Below are 19,148 nucleotides of genomic sequence, written 5' to 3' on the forward strand. Positions count from 1 at the left end.
TGGAAGGCCGCGCTGAACCAATTTATTATCCAATTCGAAGATCGGGTCACCGATCAACTATGAAGGCGGGCGGTTACACAGAAATCGGGACAGGCTCGGTATTCCGGCAGCACCGATAGACGTGCTGTACCAACACCCGAGCCTCCTTCCAGGCCTCGATATCCTCAAACCGAGAAATCGTCCCCATACCAAGAGCTTACAGCCAACGCTTCTGGAAATTCTAGCAACATTCTGCGGGCGACCGCCAATCCGTTCGGCTGCCGAACCAGCCAACAAGCGAACCAGCAAACCAGCCAACCCTTCCCGTTGAAACCTTCCTGCTAGAATCACGGTCTGATTAGGCAGTTTCACCAACCACAACCGAGGATCAACGCGCCAATGAGCGAGAACCTTCGTGCACAGACAATCAGCCGTGGCCAGTCCGTCGAGATGGACGACAATGCGCGCCGCGTGCTGCGCAATACCTGGAACCTGCTGGCCCTGACGCTGTTGTTCAGCGCCGGAACGGCCGCCCTGTCGATGGTCAACAACTGGCCGCATCCCGGCCTGATCATCACCCTGGTCGGCTATTTCGGGCTGCTGTTCGCCACCCAGGCCCTGCGCAACTCCGGCTGGGGTATCGTCACCACGTTTGCCCTGACCGGCTTCATGGGGCTGACGATCGGCCCGATCATCAACGCCTACACCACAATGTTCAGCAACGGCGACCAGCTGGTCATCGCCGCCATGGGCACCACCGGCGTGGCTTTCATCGGCCTGTCGGGCTTCGCCATGGTCACGAAGAAGGACTTCAGCTTCATGGGTCCAATGCTGTTCGCCGGGATCCTGGTGGCCTTCGTCGCCGGCCTGGCGGCCTACTTCTTCAGCATGCCGGCGCTGAGCCTGGCGGTGAGCGGGATGTTCGCCCTGCTGATGTGCGGCCTGATCCTGTATCAGACCCAGCAGATCGTCCGTGGCGGCGAAACCAACTACATCATGGCCACGGTCACCCTGTTCGTGTCCATCTACAACATGTTCCTGAGCCTGCTGCACCTGTTCGGCTTCTTCTTCGGCGAGGAATAAGCCCGCAGGCAAGCATCGAGCCTCATCGAAACCCCGGCCACCATGCCGGGGTTTTTTGTGCATGCCGTCCCGGAACACCATCCCTTGTCGTCCCGGAATTCGCACTAGCGAATATCCGGGACCCCGCACGTCGCGGCGGGCACGCCTTGCCCAGCGCCGAATCGGGGCGTGCGAGATCCCGGCTCTTCGCTGCGCTCCGGCCGGGATGACACTCCGATCGACTTCTACCGAGAAACGACCCGCTCGACCAGTCGTTTCGCGAAGGTATCGGACTGATCCAGCGCTTCCCTCAACGGCCCGATTGACTCGACCACCCGGTTCAGATTGGCGGCATTCACTTCGGGCGCGTCAGGGTATTCGTGAGTCATCTTGTTGCGGATGGCACGCAGTTCGCTCCATTGCTGTGCCGACGGAATGGCGCCTAGCTTTTCCAACAGATCGAGCCGATCTATGAACGTCTGATCTTCCCGCCAATCGCCACCGAGCATCAGTATGGCCGGAAAGAGCCGCTGCCCCATGGCGTCCTGCAGTTTGTTATATCGGAACAGGAGCTGGTCAATGTCCGCCACGGTCTCATCGTCCAGAGACTCCCAGCCGGCGGCCGACAGCGGCAGTTGGTTGGCGAGTTGCGCTTGGGCGTAGGCCAATCGCCGTTCGTGCAGCCGGCATTCACGCAAAGCCGGTTCCAATTTGAGTTCAACGATTTCGCTGCTTTTCATAGGCGCACGCCCGAACTGCGAGCCTGGCGATCGATGGGTCGAACAGGTGCCCCGTGCGGATGTGTGACGATGTCGATCTTGCGCTCGCCCAGCAAACGCTGGAGTTTCGCCCAGAACCTGGCCTCGAGCCGGGTGCGTTCCTCACTACTGATTCGGCCGAGTTCGACATAAAGGTCGATATCACCACCCCGACGCGAGTCATCGGCGCGCGAGCCGAACAGCCACACTTCAGCATCCGGACCGAACACTTCCGCCGCTGTGGCTTTTATGGCTTCAACTTGTTCCGGCGTCAATCGCATGGACCGATTGTACAACGCGCGAGTGCCGCCTCTTCCGACAGCTCGCAACCTCAAGCAGCCAGCCAGTTTTCGACGTCCAGACCGGGTACGCGGCGAAACTCGCGTTCGTTGTCGGTGACGAGCACAGCACTGAGCGCCAAAGCATGGGCGGCAATCCAGAGGTCATTGGCGCCGATTGGCGCGCCGCGAGACTCCAGGGCCGCCCTCACCTCGCCGTAGTGAATCGCGACGTCAGCGCTCATTGTCACCGGACGCAGCCCCTCCAGGACACCCAGCAATCGCTCCCGGTTTGACGCCCTGTGCTGGCTCTTCTCAACGCCCGTGAGCAGTTCGCCCAGCACGATGGGAGAGATCAGGATGCTCGAGGCATCGACCGTCTTGAGCCGATCTCGGACGGGGCGCCAGCCCTTGACGGCAGCAATCAGGATGTTGGTATCTAGTAGGTACTGCGCCACGCTCAGTCATCCCAGTCCGGCTCTTTCTCCGGAGCTCGATCCTCGGGCGCCTCGATATCGATCGGATCCTTCCACAGCGGCGCGAACACATCGGATGCCTTGAGGGGTTTCTGCGAGGAAAGGCGAGCGACTGCCCGGCCGCGTCGCGTAATAACGATTTCCTCGCCCGCCTCCACGGCCTTGAGCAACTCTGAAAAATGGGCCTTGGCTTCAGCGGCGGGTACGGTACGCATGGCAACCTCCAGATGACCAATTGGTCATATTATGCCAGATCGCCGCGTTTGGATCGATCGCGCGATCGCGGCGAGGACGCCGTTCCGACATCTGATCAGACATGCCCTGCCCGCAGACCGGTGCGGGGTCCCGGATATCGCCTGCGGCGATTCCGGGACGACAGTTAGAAAAACTGTGCGGCTTTTACCCGGCGCAAGCCGGGCTCACGCGTGATGGTGAATACGGCGGCCGGGGATGAGGCTGTCGAGTAGCAGGAGGATGACGCCCACCACGATGGCCGAGTCGGCCAGGTTGAAGGCGGGCCAGTGCCAGCCGGCGTAGTGGACGTCGATGAAGTCGACGACGTAGCCGAAGCGGATGCGGTCGATCAGGTTGCCGATCGCGCCGCCGATGACCAGTGCCAGGGCCGACGGCAGCAGGCGGGCGCGGTGCGGCAGGCGCCACAGCCAGACCAGCAGCACAACGACGATGATCGCCGCCACGGCCGAAAGGAACCAGCGCTGCCAGCCCCCACCGCCGGCCAGGAAGCTGAAGGCCGCGCCGGTGTTGTGCGCCAGGGTGAAGTTCAGCCAGGAAAACACGACGTTGGGCCGGTAGAGCTCCAGGTAGTGCATGGCCAACTGCTTGGTATAGAGATCGAACAGCACGATCAACCCGGCCAGCAGTAGCCACAGTCCGTACCTTGTCGGCCGCATCGGTAGCATTGCTAATGTACCCCGCCGCTCATTCTGTCAGCCCCAGCGCCGGGTCTCGCCCGGGCCTTCGATGTTTTCCACGCAGCGAGCGCAGATTTCCGGATGGTCCGGGTTGCTGCCGACGCTGTCGCGGTGATGCCAGCAGCGCACGCACTTGGCGTGCTCTGTGGGCTTCACGCCCAGCTTGAGCGTATCGCCGTCGATATCGGCCGTTTCCATCGGCTCGGAAACCGGCGCCAGGTGAACATCCGAGGAGATGAAGAAAAAGCGCAACTCGTCGCCGATGGATTCGAGCTCCTCGGCCAGGCGGCCCGAAGCTTCCAGCGTGATTTCGGCCGCCAGCGAGGCGCCGATGGTCTTGTCGCGCCGCAGCTGCTCGAGCCAGGGGCCGACCACTTCGCGCACCTTGCGCAGGCGCTGCATGCTTTCCCGCGTGGCCTCGTCGCCGGTCTCGAGCCCCTCGTACCAGGTCGCGAGCATGATCAAGTCGTTGCGATCGCCCGGCATCTCCTTCCAGATTTCCTCGGCGGTGAAACAGCACACCGGCGCGAGCCAGCGCACCAGGGCCTCGAGGATGTGGTGCATGGCGGTCTGCGCCGAGCGGCGGGCCGGATGGTCGGCCGGCAGGGTATACAAGCGGTCCTTGACGATGTCGAGGTAGAACGCACCCATGTCGACGCTGCAGAAATGGTGCACGCCCTGGTAGATGTTGAGATAGCGGTAGTTGCGATAGGCGTCGGTAACTTCGTCCTGCAATCGGGCGGCCATGTCGACGGCGTAGCGGTCGAGCGGCAGCAATTCGTCCATCGGCCGCGCGTGCTGGCCCGGGTCGAAATCGTGCAGGTTGCCCAGCAAAAAGCGCGCGGTGTTGCGAATGCGCCGGTAAGCGTCGGCGACGCGCTTGAGAATCTCGTCGGAAACGCTCATTTCCTGGCGGTAGTCGGCCGCGGCCACCCACAGGCGCAGGATGTCGGCGCCGAGGGTCTTCATGACCTGCTGCGGTGCAACGACGTTGCCCTGCGACTTCGACATCTTCTTGCCTTCGGCATCGACGGTAAAGCCGTGGGTGAGCACCTGCTCGTAAGGCGCGATGCCGTGCATGGCCACCGAAGTCAGCAGCGAGGACTGGAACCAGCCGCGATGCTGGTCGGAGCCTTCCAGGTAGATATCGGCCGGGCGCTTGAGCTCGGGACGCTGGTCGAGCACGCAATGGTGCGTCACGCCCGAGTCGAACCACACGTCCAGAATATCGGGCACGGGCTCGTATTTTTCCGCGTCCACGCCCAGGCGCTCGGCGATGTCGTCGGCGTACCAGGCATCCACGCCATCCTTTTCGACAACATCGGCAAACTTTTGCAGCAGCCCGGCGGTATCCGGATGCGGCTCCTGGCTGTCGCGGTCGATGAAGAAGCCCAGCGGCACGCCCCACGTCCGCTGCCGCGAGATGCACCAGTCCGGGCGGGATTCGATCATGCCGCGGATGCGCGCCTGTCCCCAGTCGGGGACCCAGCGCACCTGGTCGATGGCGCGCAAAGCGTCCTCGCGCAGGCCGGCCTGGTCCATGGCGATGAACCACTGCGGCGTGGTTCGGAAGGCCGTGGGCGTCTTGTGGCGCCAGCAGTGCGGATAGCTGTGTCCGAAGTCCTCGGCGGCGAGCAGCGTACCGTTGGTTTGCATGTGCTCGACCAGCATGGCATTGGCCTTCCATACGTGCTCGCCGCCGACGACGGGCGTTTCCTCGACGAACACGCCGCGCCCGTCGATCGGGTTGACCACCGGCAGATCGTAGACGAGACCGACGTCGAAGTCTTCCTGGCCGTGGCCGGGCGCAGTGTGAACGGCACCGGTACCGGTCTCGGTGGTGACGTGCTCACCGAGAATCGTCGGTACGTCGTAGTCGCGGAAGGGATGACGGAGCCTGAGATGCTCCAGCGCCTCGCCCTTGACGGTACCCAGCACCTCGACTTTCTCGAGGCCGATGCGCTCGGCGACGGCCTCGCGCAATTCGCTGGCGATCACGAGGTCGCGCTGAACACCCTCGCGCTGGCCCCGAACCAGGTCATAGTCCAGTTCGGCGTTGAGACACACCGCCTGGTTGGCCGGGATGGTCCAGGGCGTGGTCGTCCAGATGACGATGCCGGCGTCGGAGGCCAGGCCGGACGCACCGAAGCGCTTGCCGAGTTCGTCCACATCGACGGCCGGGAACAGCACGTCGACCGCCGTGGATGTCTTGTCCTGGTACTCGATCTCGGCCTCGGCCAGGGCCGAGGAGCAATCGAAGCACCAGTGCACCGGCTTGACGCCTCGCTTGAGATGGCCGCGCTCGACGATCTTCGACAGCGCCCGCAGCATGTCGGCTTCGTAGCGGAAATCCTTGGTGGCGTAGGGGTTGTCCCAGTCGCCCAGCCCGCCCAGGCGCTTGAAGTCCTGGCGCTGGTTGTCGATCTGTTTTTCGGCGTACTCGCGGCATTTCTGCCGAAAGGTGGCGGCATCGACCTTCTGCCCGACCTTGCCCACCTTCTTTTCAACCTGCAGCTCGATCGGCAGGCCATGGCAGTCCCAGCCCGGCACGTAGGGCGCGCGGTAGCCGGCCAGCAGGGCCGAGCGCACCACGAAGTCCTTGAGAATCTTGTTGACCGCGTGCCCGATGTGGATATCGCCGTTGGCGTACGGGGGGCCGTCGTGCAGCACGAAAGTCTCGCGCCCTTCAGTGGCCTGCTGGATGCGTTCGTAGAGCCCGTCGGCATACCACTGCTCGAGCATGTTCGGCTCGCGCTGGGCAAGGGAAGCCTTCATCGGAAAGCTCGTCTTGGGCAGGTTGATGGTGTCTTTGTAATCCACAGTTTTCAGGGTTCAGGGTTCAGGGTTCAGGGAAACTTAGTACTTGGTCATTCGGCATGCAAGAGCATGTCCTTCGCCTTCTCGGCATCCTTCTTCATTTGCTCGGTCAACATCTCGAGATCGTCGAAGTGTTCCTCGCTGCGAATGAACTCGACGAACTCGACTTCGAGGTGTGCGCCGTACAAGTCGCCATCGTAATCGAACAGGTGCACTTCCAGCAGCCAGTCTGTGCCGCCCAGAACCGGGCGGCGGCCGAGGCTGGCAACGCCCGGGTGCGCGTCCAGGCCGTCGCCTGAGACGGTTACAGCCAGAATGCCGGTCAGCGCAGGCGGCATCGGCGGCCGGATGTTGATCGTCGGAAAACCGAGATCCCGACCGAGTGCGCGACCGCGCAGCACCCGCCCGGAAATCCGATAGGGTCGGCCCAGCAGGCGTTCGGCCTCGCCCAGGTCGCCTTCGAACATGGCCGTGCGAATGCGGGTCGATGAAATGCGCTCCTCGCCGTCGTCAACCGCTTCGACCCGCTCGACCGTGAACCCGTAGCGCCGGCCCAGCTTCTTGAGCATCGCGACATCACCGGCCGCCCGCGAGCCGAACCGAAAGTCCGACCCGACGACGACACGCCCGGCGCGCGCACCGGCAACCAGCACGTCGCGCACGAAACGCTCCGGGCTCTGGCGGGCAAAACCCGCGTCGAAGCGCAGCATGAACATCAGCTCCACCCCGTAATCGCGCGCCAGGCGGATCCTGTCGCGCACCTTGAGCAGGCGTGGCTGCGGGGAATCCGGCTGGAAGAACGTGGCCGGCAACGGCTCGAAACACATCAACGCGGGCGCGAGCTTGCCCGCACCGTCACGGGCCGCTTCGATCAGCGCCTGGTGACCGCGATGAAGACCGTCGAAGTTGCCCACCGCAACCGAGGTGGCGGGCCAGTTATCGCGATCGGAATTGAGGTATCGAATGAGTCGCATGGCAGGCGACGAATTCTACCGGGTTTCGAGCGTCGCGGTTGGCTTCGCATTGACAGTCCCGGCCCGTTGACCAATCCTTGGGGCGAATCGATCACCGCTGCGCATCATGAACGCCATTGCCCTGCTGCTCATCGGACTGGGAATTTTCGCCCTCGGCTACCTGGTCTATTCGCGCTGGATCGCCGAGCGCATCTACCGCCTCGACGACAGCCGCCCGACCCCGGCGCACACCCTGCGCGACGACATCGACTACGTGCCCACCAACCGCTTTGTGCTGTGGGGCCATCACTTCACCTCGGTGGCCGGGGCCGCGCCCATCGTCGGGCCCGCCATCGCGGTGATCTGGGGCTGGGGGCCGGCGTTTGTCTGGGTGGTGCTGGGCACCGTCCTGATCGCCGGTGTGCACGACTTCGGCGCGATCTGGGCCAGCATTCGCAACCGCGGCCAGTCGGTCGGGGCGCTCACCGGCGCGCTGGTCAGCGGCCGCACGCGGGCACTGTTCATGATCGTCATCTTCCTGCTGTTGCTGATGGTCAACGCGGTATTCGCGGTGGTCATCGCCCGGTTGTTCGTCGACTACCCGCAAAGCGTCGTGCCGGCCTGGAGCGCCATCGCCGTGGCCCTGGTGCTGGGCCAGCTCATCCGCCGCGGGCGCATCGGCCTGGCCTGGCTCTCGATCGCCGGCGTTACCGTGCTGTACTTCGCCATCTGGCTGGGCCAGTTCATGCCCGTGGCGCTGCCCGAGACGGCGCTGGGGCTGGGCCCGAACGCGCAGTGGATCATCGTGCTTTTCGCCTACGCGGCCGTCGCCTCGCTGCTGCCGGTCTGGGTGCTGCTGCAGCCGCGCGACTACATCAACGGCCTGCAGCTGTTCATCGGGCTGGGCCTGCTGTTCGCCGCCGTGCTGCTGGCCAACCCGGAAGTGGTCGCGCCGATGATCAACACCGGCCTGCCCGACAACATCCCGCCGATGATTCCGTTGCTGTTCGTCACCATCGCCTGCGGGGCGATCTCGGGCTTTCACGGCCTGGTGGCCTCGGGCACCACCTCCAAGCAGCTCGACCGCGAATCCGACGCACGCTTCGTCGGCTACTTCGGCGCCGTCGGCGAGGGCTGCCTGGCGCTGGCGGCCATCCTCGCCTGCACGGCCGGCTTCGCCACCCTGGGCGAGTGGAACGAACTCTACTCGAGCTTCGCCTCCGGCGGCCTGGCGGCCTTCGTCCAGGGCGGGGCCAACCTGATGAACACCGGCTACGGCCTGCCCCTGGCCGTCGGCACCACCCTGCTGGCCGTCATGGCGGTGCTGTTCGCGGCCACCACGATGGACACCGGCATTCGTCTGCAGCGCTACATCGTCCAGGAATGGGGCCAGATCTACGGTATCCAGGTGCTGCTTCGAAAGGGCCCGTCGACCGCGCTGGCGGTCGGCTGCTGCGTCGGCCTGGCCTTCGGCGCCGGCGGCACGGAGGGCACCGGCGGCCTGGTCATCTGGCCGCTGTTCGGCACCACCAACCAGCTACTGGCGGCGCTGACGCTGCTGGTCGTCGGGCTGCTGGTGGCGCGCCAGGGCAGGCCGTCCTGGCCGCTGCTGGTACCCATGCTCGGCCTGATGGCAATGACGATCGCCGCCCTGCTCTACCAACTGGTCGACTTCTACCGGGCCGGCGAATGGTTCCTGCTGGGCATGGACGCGTTGATCCTGGTCGCGGCGGTGTTCGTGGCCCTGGAAACGGCCGGCGCCCTGGTGCGCGCGCGCCGCGGTGACGGGCGGGAGGCGGCATGAGGCGGCTGATGCGCCGACTCGACGCTTTTCTCGAGGCGCTCTATCACGCCCGCCATCGGCGCGAGCTGGCCCGCATCCGCCGCGACCGCCACGATCTGCTGATGCTGCTGGTCCACGCCGATGCGCTGGGCATCGATCACCCAGCCGCCGGATTGCTATTGGAGCTGCGTCCGCTGCTGGCCGACGATTTTCACGACTGGCACCGCCGCATGGGCCTGGCCCACTCGCCGCTGGACTGTCCTCGTTGCTGCTAAGGAACCCATGAAGAGCGAGCGGCCCCTGACCCTGGTCGCCGGCAAGGGCGGCGTGGGCAAGACCACGGTCTCGGCGGCCCTGGCGGTCCGCGCCGCACGATCCGGAGAGCGCACGCTGGTGGTCTCCACCGATCCGGCGCATTCGCTCGGTGACGTGCTCGGAGTCCGGCTGGACCACGATCCATCCGCCGTCGAAGCAAATCTGGATGCGATCGAAGTCGACGCCGAACGGCTGGCCGCCGCGCACGTCGATCAGGTCACCCGCGCCCTGCGCGACTATGCCCATCCCGATACCTGGCCCGATATCGACCGGCACATGGCACTGGCGCACAACGCGCCCGGCACTGTCGAGGCCGCCCTGATCGACTGGCTGGCCGAACTGCTCGACGGCGTCGGTCGCGACTACGCGCGGATCGTGCTCGACACCGCGCCAGGGGGCCATACCCTGCGCCTTCTCCGGCTGCCCGAATCGCTGGGGCGCTGGACCGACGACCTGCTCGATCAGCAGCATCGCCACGACCGGCTGCGGGTCGAACGCGGCCACGACGAAAGCCTGTCGGAGCGCAGCCGACGGATCGCAGAACGCCTGCAGCGCCGTCAAACGCGCCTGGAAACGGTGGGTCGTATCCTGACCGACGCCGAGCGCTGCGGCGCCTTGCTGGTGTGTTCGCCCGAACGCCTGCCGGTGCTCGAGAGCGTGCGCCTGGCCGGGCAGCTGCGACAAACCGGCATCGAAGTGGCCGGCTGCATCGTCAACGGCGTGTTTCCGGACGACGACCACGATTTCATCGCCCGCCGCCGCGGTCAGCAGCAACGCTGGATCGACGAACTCGCGCGGCGGGATCCGGACCTGTCGCTGCAAGCACTCGAGCTGCGCGCGGAAGCGCCGGCCGGACCCGACGAACTGGCCGAACTGATCGCTTTCCTGCGGCTCTGCGTGAGGAAGACGACGTAAGCAGATCTGAACACTCATAGCTACGCGTGATCAAGATTGAAATCTCGTCCGTGGGGGATGCGACCCCGACCTACGGGCCGGATTTGACGTCGCGTGGACGGGCAAGGTGGTGCAAGCGCAGGCCGGCGGCGAACAGCACGGCGGCATAGACGATCGAGCCGACGAGGACGGTCAGGGTCATTTGCCCGGCCCGCCAGGCGATGCCGGCGGCCAGCCAGTCGGCCGTGGCCGGCACCAGCACGGTGAGCGCGAGTGCCATGACCACGACCCCGGCCGCCACCTGGCCGACGTGGCGCCAGGGCAGCCGGGGCGCAAGATCGCGCTGGCGCAGGCCGCGCCACAGCAGGGAGGCGTTGACCCAGCCCGAAGTGCTCGAGGCCAGGGCCAGGCCGGCATGTGCACCCGGATGCGCGGCCAGGGTGGCGAACAGGCCGTCGCCGAAATCGCCGCCGGCCAGGTGCCAGGCGATGATGAATACAAACACCACGTTGAGGATCATGTTGGCGACGAGTGCCACGATCGCGACCTTGACCGGGGTCTTGGTGTCCTGGCGCGAGAAGTACGCCGGCGCCAGGATCTTGACGCCGATAAACGCCGGCAGACCCACGGTATAAGCCAGCAACGCCACGGCCGCCATGGCGGCATCACGATCGGTAAATGCGCCGTAGTGGAATAGCGTGATCACCAGCGGTTCGGCCACCAGCGCCAGTCCCACGGCGGCGGGTACGGCGATCACCACGCCCAGGGTGACGGCCCAGTCGATCGTCGCCCGGAACTCCTGGCGGTTATCGCGCGCGTGCAGCGACGACAGGGTCGGCAGGATCACCACCGACAGCGCCACCCCGAACATGCCCAGCGGAAATTCCATCAGGCGGTCGCCGTAGTAGAGCCAGGCCAGCGACCCCGAAGCCAGCAGCGAGGCGAAGAACACGTCGAACAGCAGGCTGACCTGCGCCACCGACGAGCCGAACAGGGTCGGCACCATCAGGGTCATGATGCGCTTGACCCCGGGATGCCGGAAATTCGGCTTCGGCAGGGGCAGGACCTCGTGGCGGGCGAGCACCGGCAGTTGTACCAGCAACTGGAGGACGCCGGCGATCAGGACGCCCCAGGCCAGGGCTTCGATCGGCTCGGCGAACATCGGGCTGAACGCGACCGCCGCGGCAATCAGCGAGATATTGAGCAGCGCCGGGGTGAGCGCCGGCAGCGCGAAGCGTCCAAGCGTGTTTAGAATGCCGCCGGCCAGTGCCGTCAGGGCGATGAACAGCAGGTAGGGAAAGGTCACCCGCAGCATGTCGCTGGCCAGCCGGAACTTTTCCGGATCATCGAGAAAGCCCGGCGCGAACACGGTGACCATCCAGGGGGCGGCGAACACGCCCAGGGCGGTGATCACCAGCAGCACCGCCATCAAGCTGCCGGCGGTGGCGTCGATCAGGGACTTGAGCTGCGCGTGGTCGTGCTTTTCGCGGTATTCGTTGAGCACCGGCACGAAGGCGAGCGAGAACGAACCTTCGGCGAACAGGCGGCGCAGGAAATTCGGGATCTTGAAGGCGAAGACGAAGGCATCCATCGCCGGCCCGGCCCCGAACCAGCGCGCGAAGACCACGTCGCGCACGAAGCCGAGGATGCGCGAGATGAGCGTCATCGAACCGAAACTGAATACCGAGCGCATCAGGCTCATCCCGCCCACCCCGCTGGCCCTTGACTCGTCTGTCGAATCATCCGATAATTCCCTGCTTGATTTCTTAGTGATCGATTTTTTCAGGAGATTCCAACGTGGCCAATAGCGTATCCGCCCGCAAGCGCGCCCGCCAGACCGAGAAGCATCGTCAGCACAATGCCTCGCAGCGCTCGCACGTGCGCACCAAGATCAAGCAGGTGCTGCGCGCCATCGAGTCGGGCGACAAGGCCGCTGCCGAAGAGGCCTACAAGTCGGCCGTGCCGGCCATCGACCGTGCCGTGTCGAAGGGCGTCATGCACGCCAACAAGGCCGCCCGCCACAAGTCGCGGCTGAACCAGCACGTCCGCGAACTGGGCTGAGAAGGCTCTGCAAGACTACTGCGCGGGCGGCTGACGGCGTCCGGCAACACGCAGAACACGAAAAAGCCGCGCCACTGAGCGCGGCTTTTTCTTTGCCCGTTTGACACCCTACCAGCCCTGGACGCCCGGCAGATCCTTCGGGAAGCGCAGGCGATAGCCGACCGTCAGGTCCAGGCCCTCTCCGGCCGCTACCTGGCGATCCCAGGCCAGCACGCCGGGTCGATCGTCGACGTCGCGGCGGTCCGGGTCCGTGGTCGACTCGGTCAGGGCCACTTCGATGCGCTCATCGCGGGAGACGGGCATGGCGTCGAATACGGTCAGATCGATCGATCGTGAGTGACCGTTGCTGACCGTGATGCGATGAGCCCGGGTCAGCACGGTCGACTTGCTCAACATGCCTTCGGTCGCGCGGTCGTCGCGCACCATCTCGTACTCCACGGTGATGCGATCATCCACACCGAAGCTCGAGGCCAGTTCCCCGCCGGGCGCCACGCCGCCGAAACGGGCCTGTCCGACCAGGGTGCTGTCCTGGTACAGCGTGACCGAGCCGGGAGGCAGCGCCAGGTCGCCATCCCACTCGCCTTCGGCATACAGCCAGGCGGTCTGCTGATAGCGCGGAACCGCTCGGGCGCTGAGGGCGACGTCCATGGTGTACTCGTCGAGCCGGAAGCGATGCGGCTGATTGTCGGCGGCCACGCTGGCGCGGCCGGGCACACGGTAGGCCTGGGTGTATTCGTTGCCGACCAGTTCGGCACCGTCCCACTCGGCTTCGGCCGCGGACGCGGCCGCAAATTCCATCTCGCTGCGCTGAAGCTGGTCGCCGGCCACGCTGGCCCGGTCGCGCGACGCCTCCTTTTCGGGAGGCTGGACATCCACCCACCAGGATGAGACTTCGGGCAATCTGCCGCCCGCCGAGGGCCGCGAGAGCGAGAGATTGAGTTCGGCCTCCGACCAGTCTTCGCCGGTACGCTGGCGCACTTCGGCGAACTGGACGACCTGCAGCTGGTCGGCCTCGGTATCCAGGCGCCATTCGTACACCGGCCGCCAATATGCGCCGCCGACGGTGTATTCGATGGTGAACTCGGCGGCGCCGGCCGACGAGCTCTCGTAGGACAGGCTGAGCGCCAGTGTGTCCTGCTGTTGCTGACCCAGATCGGCCAGTTCCTGCTCGAGCCGCTGAATCTCGGTCTCCAGTTCGCGCCGCTCCAGACTGAGCTGCCGACGCGCCGTGAGCACCTCCTCGGCGCCGCTGCCCACCGTCTGCAGGGCATCGTCCCATCCGTCGATGGCCAGCTTTCCATCACCCTGCCCTGCACCGCCGCTCAGCGAGCGCAGAAGATCCATCTGAAGATCGCGCGCCACGATGGCGTCGTCAATGACATTGCGTTCGTCGCGCAGGGCCTGCAATCGGGATTCGAGTTGACGCGCCCGCTCGCTGACGCGCTCACTGCCGCGCACGTTTTCCAGCTGGTAGGCACCCAGTCGCAGACCGTCCGGACCGGTTGCGGAAATGCGCAGGCTGTCGCGCGACAAGCCGGCCGGCAGATCGGACTGGACCAGCTCACCGGAACCGGCCTCGATGTTCATCTCGACGATGCGCGTGACGGTGGCGCGATCGGGGAAAACGGTAACCGACTCGATCGCGGCATGAGCCGGAAGCAGCCAGACGATGGAACCAAGCAACAACAGTATTCTCGACATGGACGCTCTCCGTGTGCGGGGCATGTGGTGAATTCGACGGACCCGATCGGCGAGGGTTCAATCCCCGGTATGACCTTCTTGCGAACCCGCCTCGACCTGCCTTTTTTCTTCCAGGTAGTTCATCACGTCGCCCGTGAGCCTGTCCAGTCCCTTGCGGGCCACCGACGATACCGCGTACCAGGGGGCCTTCCAGTCCAGCTTCTCGACAATCTCTGCGGCGACCTTACTCGCCAGCTCCTCGTCGAGCTGGTCGATCTTGGTCAGCACCAGCCAGCGCTCGCGCCCGGCCAGGGCCTCGTCGAAGCGGGCCAGTTCGCGTTCCAGCGCGCGCACCTGGTCGACCGGTTGGCTGCCGTCGACCGGCGCGATCTCGACCAGATGCAGAAGGAGCCCCGTGCGCTGCAGGTGCTTGAGAAACTGGATGCCCAGCCCGGCCCCTTCGGCCGCGCCCTCGATCAGGCCGGGAATATCGGCAATGACGAACGAACGCCCGGGTTCGAGACTGACCACGCCCAGATTCGGATGAAGCGTGGTGAACGGGTAATCGGCCACCTTGGGCCGCGCCGCTGAAACGGCACTGATCAACGTCGACTTGCCGGCATTGGGAAAGCCCAGCAGGCCGACGTCGGCGAGCACCTTCAGCTCCAGGTACAGCCCGCGTTCCTCGCCGGGCGTGCCCGGCGTTGACTGGCGCGGCGTGCGATTGGTGGATGACTTGAAGCGGGTATTGCCCCGGCCGCCATGGCCGCCACGGGCGACCAGCAGGCGCTGGCCCTGCTCGAGCACCTCGCCAATGAGCTCGTCGGTTTCGGCGGCGCGAACAATGGTGCCCAGGGGTACGCGTACCGTCACGTCCTGGGCGGACTTGCCGGTACGCTGCTGCCCGGCACCCGGCTGGCCGTTCTTTGCCTTGAAGTGCCGGGCATGCCGGAAGTCGGCCAGCGTGTTCAGCCCGGAATCGCCCTCGAGCCAGACATCCCCGCCGTCGCCGCCGTCACCACCATCGGGGCCGCCCTTGGGAATGTACTTCTCGCGCCGGAAACTGACACAGCCGTGCCCGCCGTTACCGGCAGTGACGCGAATGGAGGCTTCATCAACAAACTTCATGCTGGCAGTTTACTCGGTCGTAGCAGGGTTGGCGGGCGCTGAAAGCAGGAAAATCTTTGAAACGCAAAGACGCAAAGCAGCAAAGAACGCTAAGAAAACCAGAAAAAGCGGATTGGAAAACATGGTCAGCGAGCCCATGCTCTTTTCCAATAGCGTTTTTGATTATTTTGGTCTTTCCCCTTTGCGCTCTTCGCTGCTTAGCGTCTTTGCGTTTTAAAGGTTTTAAGGACGGGCCCGCCAGAAACGAAAAAGCCCCGCTCGAAGGCGGGGCCGTCTCGGCATCCGGTTTGGGGCGGAATGCGAGTCTTTTCGCTGCCTCGTGACTTACTCGGCCGGCTCGACCGTCACGAACTTGCGTACGGGCTTGCCGCGCTGTTCGAACTTGACCTTGCCGTCGGACAGGGCAAACAGGGTGTGGTCACGGCCCACACCGACGTTGGCGCCGGCATGGAAACGGGTGCCGCGCTGGCGGACCAGGATGTTGCCGGCCGCCACGGCTTCACCGCCGTAACGCTTGACGCCCAGGTATTTCGGATTGGAGTCGCGGCCGTTGCGAGTTGAGCCGCCTGCCTTTTTATGAGCCATTGCTTAGCCCTCGATTCCGGTGATCTTGATTTCGGTGTAGTACTGACGGTGCCCCATCTGCTTCATGCTGTGCTTGCGACGACGGAACTTGATGATCCGGATCTTCTCGCCGCGGCCGTGGTCGACCACCTCGGCGGTCACCTTGCCGCCCTCGACAGTCGGGGCACCGACGCGCACGTCGTCGCCTTCGCCAACCATCAGAACCTGATCGATCTCGACCTTGGAGCCCTTCTCGGCCTCCAGCTTCTCAACGCGCAGAACGTCGCCTTCAGAGGCCCGATACTGCTTGCCGCCGGTTGAAAATACCGCGTACATGGATGAATCTCCGCAAGAACTCGCCAGTAAAGAGCGGGAATTCTACCGGAACGCCCCCGTTCCGTCAACGCAGTAGAAGCCCACCGGTGATTCCCGAAAATTTGGGGGTTTGCTTTGCGCTGATCACGCGCAGCGCGATATATTAGCAGGCTTGTCTTGCATTTACGGCATTGAGCAATGAAGTCGATCAGCGTCCGCGGCGCGCGCACCCACAACCTGGCCAATATCGATGTCGAGCTCCCCCGCGACCGGCTGATCGTGTTCACCGGCCTGTCGGGTTCGGGCAAGTCCTCGCTCGCCTTCGACACGATCTATGCCGAGGGCCAGCGGCGCTACGTCGAGTCGCTGTCGGCCTATGCCCGGCAGTTCCTGTCGATGATGGAAAAGCCCGACGTCGACAGTATCGAAGGGCTCTCGCCGGCGATCTCGATCGAGCAGAAGGCGGCCAGCCACAACCCGCGCTCGACCGTCGGCACGGTCACCGAGATCCACGACTACCTGCGCCTGATGTACGCGCGCGTCGGCACCCCGCGCTGCCCGGACCATGGCGAGGAGCTCGACGCCCAGACCGTCTCGGAAATGGTCGACACCGTGCTCAACCTGCCCGAGGGCAGCAAGCTGATGCTGCTCGCGCCCATCGTGCGCAATCGCAAGGGCGAACACGTGCAGGTATTGCAGGAATTGCGCGCCCAGGGCTTCGTGCGTGCCCGCGTCAACGGCGAGGTGATCGATCTCGACGACGAGCTGCCGAAACTCGAACTCAGGAAGAAGCACACCATCGAGGCGGTGGTCGACCGCTTCCGCGTACGCGACGACCTGACCCAGCGCCTGGCCGAGAGCTTCGAGACCGCGCTGGCGCTGGCCGACAATCTGGCCATGGTGGCTCCGATGCCTGCTCCTGGCTCCGACCAGGAGGATAGCGACGGCGGCATCGAGGAGATGCTGTTCTCGGCCCGCTACGCCTGCCCGGTGTGCGACTACAGCCTGCCCGAGCTCGAGCCGCGCATGTTCTCCTTCAACAACCCCAACGGGGCCTGCGAGACCTGCGACGGCCTGGGGGTGAAACAGTACTTCGACCCCGATCGGGTGGTGGCCAACCGCGAACTGTCGCTGGCCGGTGGCGCCATCCGCGGCTGGGACCGGCGCAATGCCTACTACTTCCAGCTGATCCAATCGTTGGCCAAACACTACGGCTTCGACATCGAAACGCCCTTTGGCGAGCTGTCGGAGAAACTGCAGCAGATCATCCTTTTCGGTAGCGGCGACGAGAAGATCGCCTTCCGCTACCTGTCCGAGCGCGGCACGCAGACGCGCAAGCATCCCTTCGTGGGCATCATCCCCAACCTGGAAAAGCGCTACCGCGAAACCGACTCGCGCATCGTGCGCGAAGAGCTGTCGCGCTACATTTCGACGCGCGCCTGCCCGGAGTGCCACGGCCAGCGCCTGGGGCGCGCGGCCCGCCACGTCTACATCGCAGACAAGTCGCTGCCGGACGTCTCGAGCTGGTCGGTGGAACGATGCCTGGACTTCTTCAACAAGGTCGAACTGGCCGGCTGGCGTGGCGAGATCGCCGGGCGGATCCTGAAAGAGGTCCGCGAGCGCCTGCTGTTCCTGGTCAACGTCGGCCTGGACTACCTGACGCTGGACCGGCAAGCCGACACGCTCTCGGGCGGCGAGGCCCAGCGCATCCGCCTCGCCAGCCAGATCGGCGCCGGCCTGGTGGGCGTGATGTACGTGCTCGACGAACCCTCCATCGGCCTGCACCAGCGCGACAACGCCCGCTTGCTCGAGACCCTGTTCCGCCTGCGCGACCTGGGCAACACGGTGATCGTGGTCGAGCACGACGAAGAGGCCATCCGCTCAGCCGACCAGGTGGTCGACATCGGGCCCGGCCCCGGCGTGCATGGCGGCCGGATCGTCTACAACGGCACGCCCGAGGGCCTGGTCGATTGCACCGAATCGCTCACCGGCGATTATCTGTCCGGCCGCCGGGAAATCGCGATTCCGAAGAAGCGTCACAAACCTGACCGCGAGCGCCTGCTCAGGCTGGAGGGTGCCACCGGCAACAACCTCAAGTCGGTCGACCTGGAATTGCCCGTCGGGCGTTTCGTGTGCGTGACCGGGGTATCCGGCTCGGGCAAGTCAACGCTGATCAACGACACGCTCTACAAACTGCTCGCGCGCGAACTCAACGGCGCCTCGGAGACGCCTTCGCCGCATACCGGCCATTCCGGGCTTGAACTCTACGACAAGGTAGTCGACATTGACCAGAGCCCGATCGGACGCACGCCGCGCTCCAATCCGGCTACCTATACCGGCATGTTCACGCCCATCCGGGAACTGTTCGCCGGCACGCAGGAAGCCCGTGCGCGCGGCTACAAACCGGGGCGTTTTTCCTTCAACGTCAAGGGCGGTCGCTGCGAGGCCTGCCAGGGCGACGGCGTGATCCGCGTGGAGATGCACTTCCTGCCGGATATCTTCGTGCCCTGCGACGTTTGCGGCGGCAAACGCTACAACCGCGAGACCCTGTCGGTGACCTACAAGGGCAAGAGCATTCGCGAGGTGCTGGAGATGACCGTCGAGGATGCGCTCGAGTTTTTCGAGCCGGTTCCGGCCATCGCGCGCAAGCTCAGGACGCTGATGGACGTGGGCCTGAGCTACATCACGCTCGGCCAGAGCGCGACCACGCTGTCCGGCGGCGAGGCCCAGCGCATCAAGCTGGCGCGCGAACTGTCCAAGCGCGATACCGGCAACACGCTCTACATCCTCGATGAGCCGACCACGGGCCTGCACTTCCACGACATCAAGCACCTGCTCGAGGTCCTGCACCGCCTGCGAGACGAAGGCAACACGGTGGTCGTGATCGAACACAACCTGGACGTCATCAAGACCGCCGACTGGATCATCGACCTGGGTCCCGAAGGCGGCGAGCGCGGCGGGCAGATCATCGCCACGGGAACCCCCGAGGAAATCGCCCGCACCGACGGTTCGTGGACCGGGGAGTATCTGGCCGACATGCTGGGCATCAAGAGGAAGAAAACGGCCTGACGGCCGATTTGTTGGCTGGTTAGCTTGTTTGCTGGTTGGCTGGTTCGGCAACTGGAACTATTGGTGGGCGGCTGCGCCGCGAAA

General features: G+C 64.9%; 19 protein-coding genes. 7 read left to right on the forward strand and 12 right to left on the reverse strand.

Annotated elements, in window-relative coordinates; all coding sequences use genetic code 11:
* Positions 1-378: 378 nt before the first annotated feature.
* Positions 379-1,062, forward strand: a complete 684-nt coding sequence (locus tag ACDC66_RS11485; RefSeq protein ID WP_376696866.1) for a Bax inhibitor-1/YccA family protein — start codon at positions 379-381, stop codon at positions 1,060-1,062.
* A gap of 224 nt (positions 1,063-1,286) precedes the next feature.
* Here ACDC66_RS11485 and ACDC66_RS11490 read toward each other — a convergent pair whose 3' ends face one another.
* The 7 genes from ACDC66_RS11490 to ACDC66_RS11520 form a co-directional block, all read right to left on the reverse strand.
* The gene (locus ACDC66_RS11490; RefSeq protein WP_376696867.1) at positions 1,287-1,781 is read right to left on the reverse strand and encodes a hypothetical protein; all 495 of its coding nucleotides are present in this window, start codon (positions 1,779-1,781) and stop codon (positions 1,287-1,289) included.
* Complete coding sequence (locus ACDC66_RS11495) at positions 1,778-2,080, reverse strand: nucleotidyltransferase domain-containing protein (protein WP_376696868.1); 303 nt, start codon at positions 2,078-2,080, stop codon at positions 1,778-1,780. Before ACDC66_RS11495 ends, ACDC66_RS11490 begins: the two co-directional genes overlap by 4 nt.
* 50 nt (positions 2,081-2,130) lie before the next feature.
* Entirely contained in the window at positions 2,131-2,535 is a 405-nt protein-coding gene (locus ACDC66_RS11500) for a PIN domain-containing protein (protein WP_376696869.1), read from the reverse strand.
* Positions 2,536-2,537: 2 nt separating this feature from the next.
* Positions 2,538-2,768 (reverse strand): type II toxin-antitoxin system Phd/YefM family antitoxin, encoded by a 231-nt coding sequence (locus tag ACDC66_RS11505; RefSeq protein WP_376696870.1) that lies wholly within the window; start codon positions 2,766-2,768, stop codon positions 2,538-2,540.
* A gap of 204 nt (positions 2,769-2,972) precedes the next feature.
* Entirely contained in the window at positions 2,973-3,464 is a 492-nt protein-coding gene (gene lspA / locus ACDC66_RS11510; protein WP_376696871.1) for a signal peptidase II, read from the reverse strand.
* Between the two features lie 36 nt (positions 3,465-3,500).
* Complete coding sequence (gene ileS / locus ACDC66_RS11515; RefSeq protein WP_376696872.1) at positions 3,501-6,260, reverse strand: isoleucine--tRNA ligase; 2,760 nt, start codon at positions 6,258-6,260, stop codon at positions 3,501-3,503.
* A gap of 92 nt (positions 6,261-6,352) precedes the next feature.
* A complete protein-coding gene (locus ACDC66_RS11520) occupies positions 6,353-7,276 on the reverse strand; it encodes a bifunctional riboflavin kinase/FAD synthetase (protein WP_376696873.1) in 924 nt (307 codons plus the stop codon).
* Positions 7,277-7,382: 106 nt separating this feature from the next.
* Between ACDC66_RS11520 and ACDC66_RS11525 the strand changes: the two genes are divergently transcribed.
* The 3 genes from ACDC66_RS11525 to ACDC66_RS11535 are packed head-to-tail and all read left to right on the forward strand — an operon-like array spanning position 7,383 to position 10,268.
* Positions 7,383-9,059, forward strand: a complete 1,677-nt coding sequence (locus tag ACDC66_RS11525) for a carbon starvation CstA family protein (RefSeq protein ID WP_376696874.1) — start codon at positions 7,383-7,385, stop codon at positions 9,057-9,059.
* A complete protein-coding gene (locus tag ACDC66_RS11530) occupies positions 9,056-9,313 on the forward strand; it encodes a cory-CC-star protein (protein WP_376696875.1) in 258 nt (85 codons plus the stop codon). The genes ACDC66_RS11525 and ACDC66_RS11530 overlap by 4 nt, the downstream gene beginning before the upstream one ends.
* A gap of 7 nt (positions 9,314-9,320) precedes the next feature.
* Positions 9,321-10,268 (forward strand): ArsA family ATPase, encoded by a 948-nt coding sequence (locus tag ACDC66_RS11535; RefSeq protein ID WP_376696876.1) that lies wholly within the window; start codon positions 9,321-9,323, stop codon positions 10,266-10,268.
* A 70-nt stretch (positions 10,269-10,338) separates the two neighbouring features.
* Here ACDC66_RS11535 and murJ read toward each other — a convergent pair whose 3' ends face one another.
* The gene (gene murJ / locus ACDC66_RS11540) at positions 10,339-11,949 is read right to left on the reverse strand and encodes a murein biosynthesis integral membrane protein MurJ (protein WP_376696877.1); all 1,611 of its coding nucleotides are present in this window, start codon (positions 11,947-11,949) and stop codon (positions 10,339-10,341) included.
* A 95-nt stretch (positions 11,950-12,044) separates the two neighbouring features.
* On the opposite strand from murJ, the gene rpsT reads away from it, so the two are divergent.
* On the forward strand, positions 12,045-12,308 hold the full coding sequence (gene rpsT, locus ACDC66_RS11545) for a 30S ribosomal protein S20 (protein ID WP_376696878.1): 264 nt from the start codon (positions 12,045-12,047) through the stop codon (positions 12,306-12,308).
* Positions 12,309-12,416: 108 nt separating this feature from the next.
* On the opposite strand, the gene ACDC66_RS11550 is transcribed toward rpsT, so the two are convergent.
* Together ACDC66_RS11550 and cgtA are read right to left on the reverse strand one after the other, a co-directional pair.
* Positions 12,417-14,009, reverse strand: a complete 1,593-nt coding sequence (locus ACDC66_RS11550) for a mucoidy inhibitor MuiA family protein (RefSeq protein WP_376696879.1) — start codon at positions 14,007-14,009, stop codon at positions 12,417-12,419.
* A gap of 57 nt (positions 14,010-14,066) precedes the next feature.
* On the reverse strand, positions 14,067-15,116 hold the full coding sequence (cgtA, locus tag ACDC66_RS11555; protein ID WP_376696880.1) for an Obg family GTPase CgtA: 1,050 nt from the start codon (positions 15,114-15,116) through the stop codon (positions 14,067-14,069).
* Between cgtA and ACDC66_RS11560 the strand changes: the two genes are divergently transcribed.
* On the forward strand, positions 15,091-15,333 hold the full coding sequence (locus ACDC66_RS11560; RefSeq protein ID WP_376696881.1) for a hypothetical protein: 243 nt from the start codon (positions 15,091-15,093) through the stop codon (positions 15,331-15,333). The genes cgtA and ACDC66_RS11560 overlap by 26 nt on opposite strands.
* A gap of 107 nt (positions 15,334-15,440) precedes the next feature.
* Here ACDC66_RS11560 and rpmA read toward each other — a convergent pair whose 3' ends face one another.
* Positions 15,441-15,701, reverse strand: a complete 261-nt coding sequence (rpmA, locus tag ACDC66_RS11565; protein WP_376696882.1) for a 50S ribosomal protein L27 — start codon at positions 15,699-15,701, stop codon at positions 15,441-15,443.
* Between the two features lie 3 nt (positions 15,702-15,704).
* A complete protein-coding gene (gene rplU / locus ACDC66_RS11570) occupies positions 15,705-16,016 on the reverse strand; it encodes a 50S ribosomal protein L21 (protein ID WP_376696883.1) in 312 nt (103 codons plus the stop codon).
* A 177-nt stretch (positions 16,017-16,193) separates the two neighbouring features.
* Here rplU and uvrA point away from each other — a divergent pair, with 177 nt between their 5' ends.
* A complete protein-coding gene (gene uvrA, locus ACDC66_RS11575) occupies positions 16,194-19,064 on the forward strand; it encodes an excinuclease ABC subunit UvrA (protein ID WP_376696884.1) in 2,871 nt (956 codons plus the stop codon).
* Positions 19,065-19,148 lie beyond the last annotated feature (84 nt).

The organism is Wenzhouxiangella psychrophila (assembly GCF_042310375.1).
Lineage (GTDB): Bacteria > Pseudomonadota > Gammaproteobacteria > Xanthomonadales > Wenzhouxiangellaceae > Wenzhouxiangella.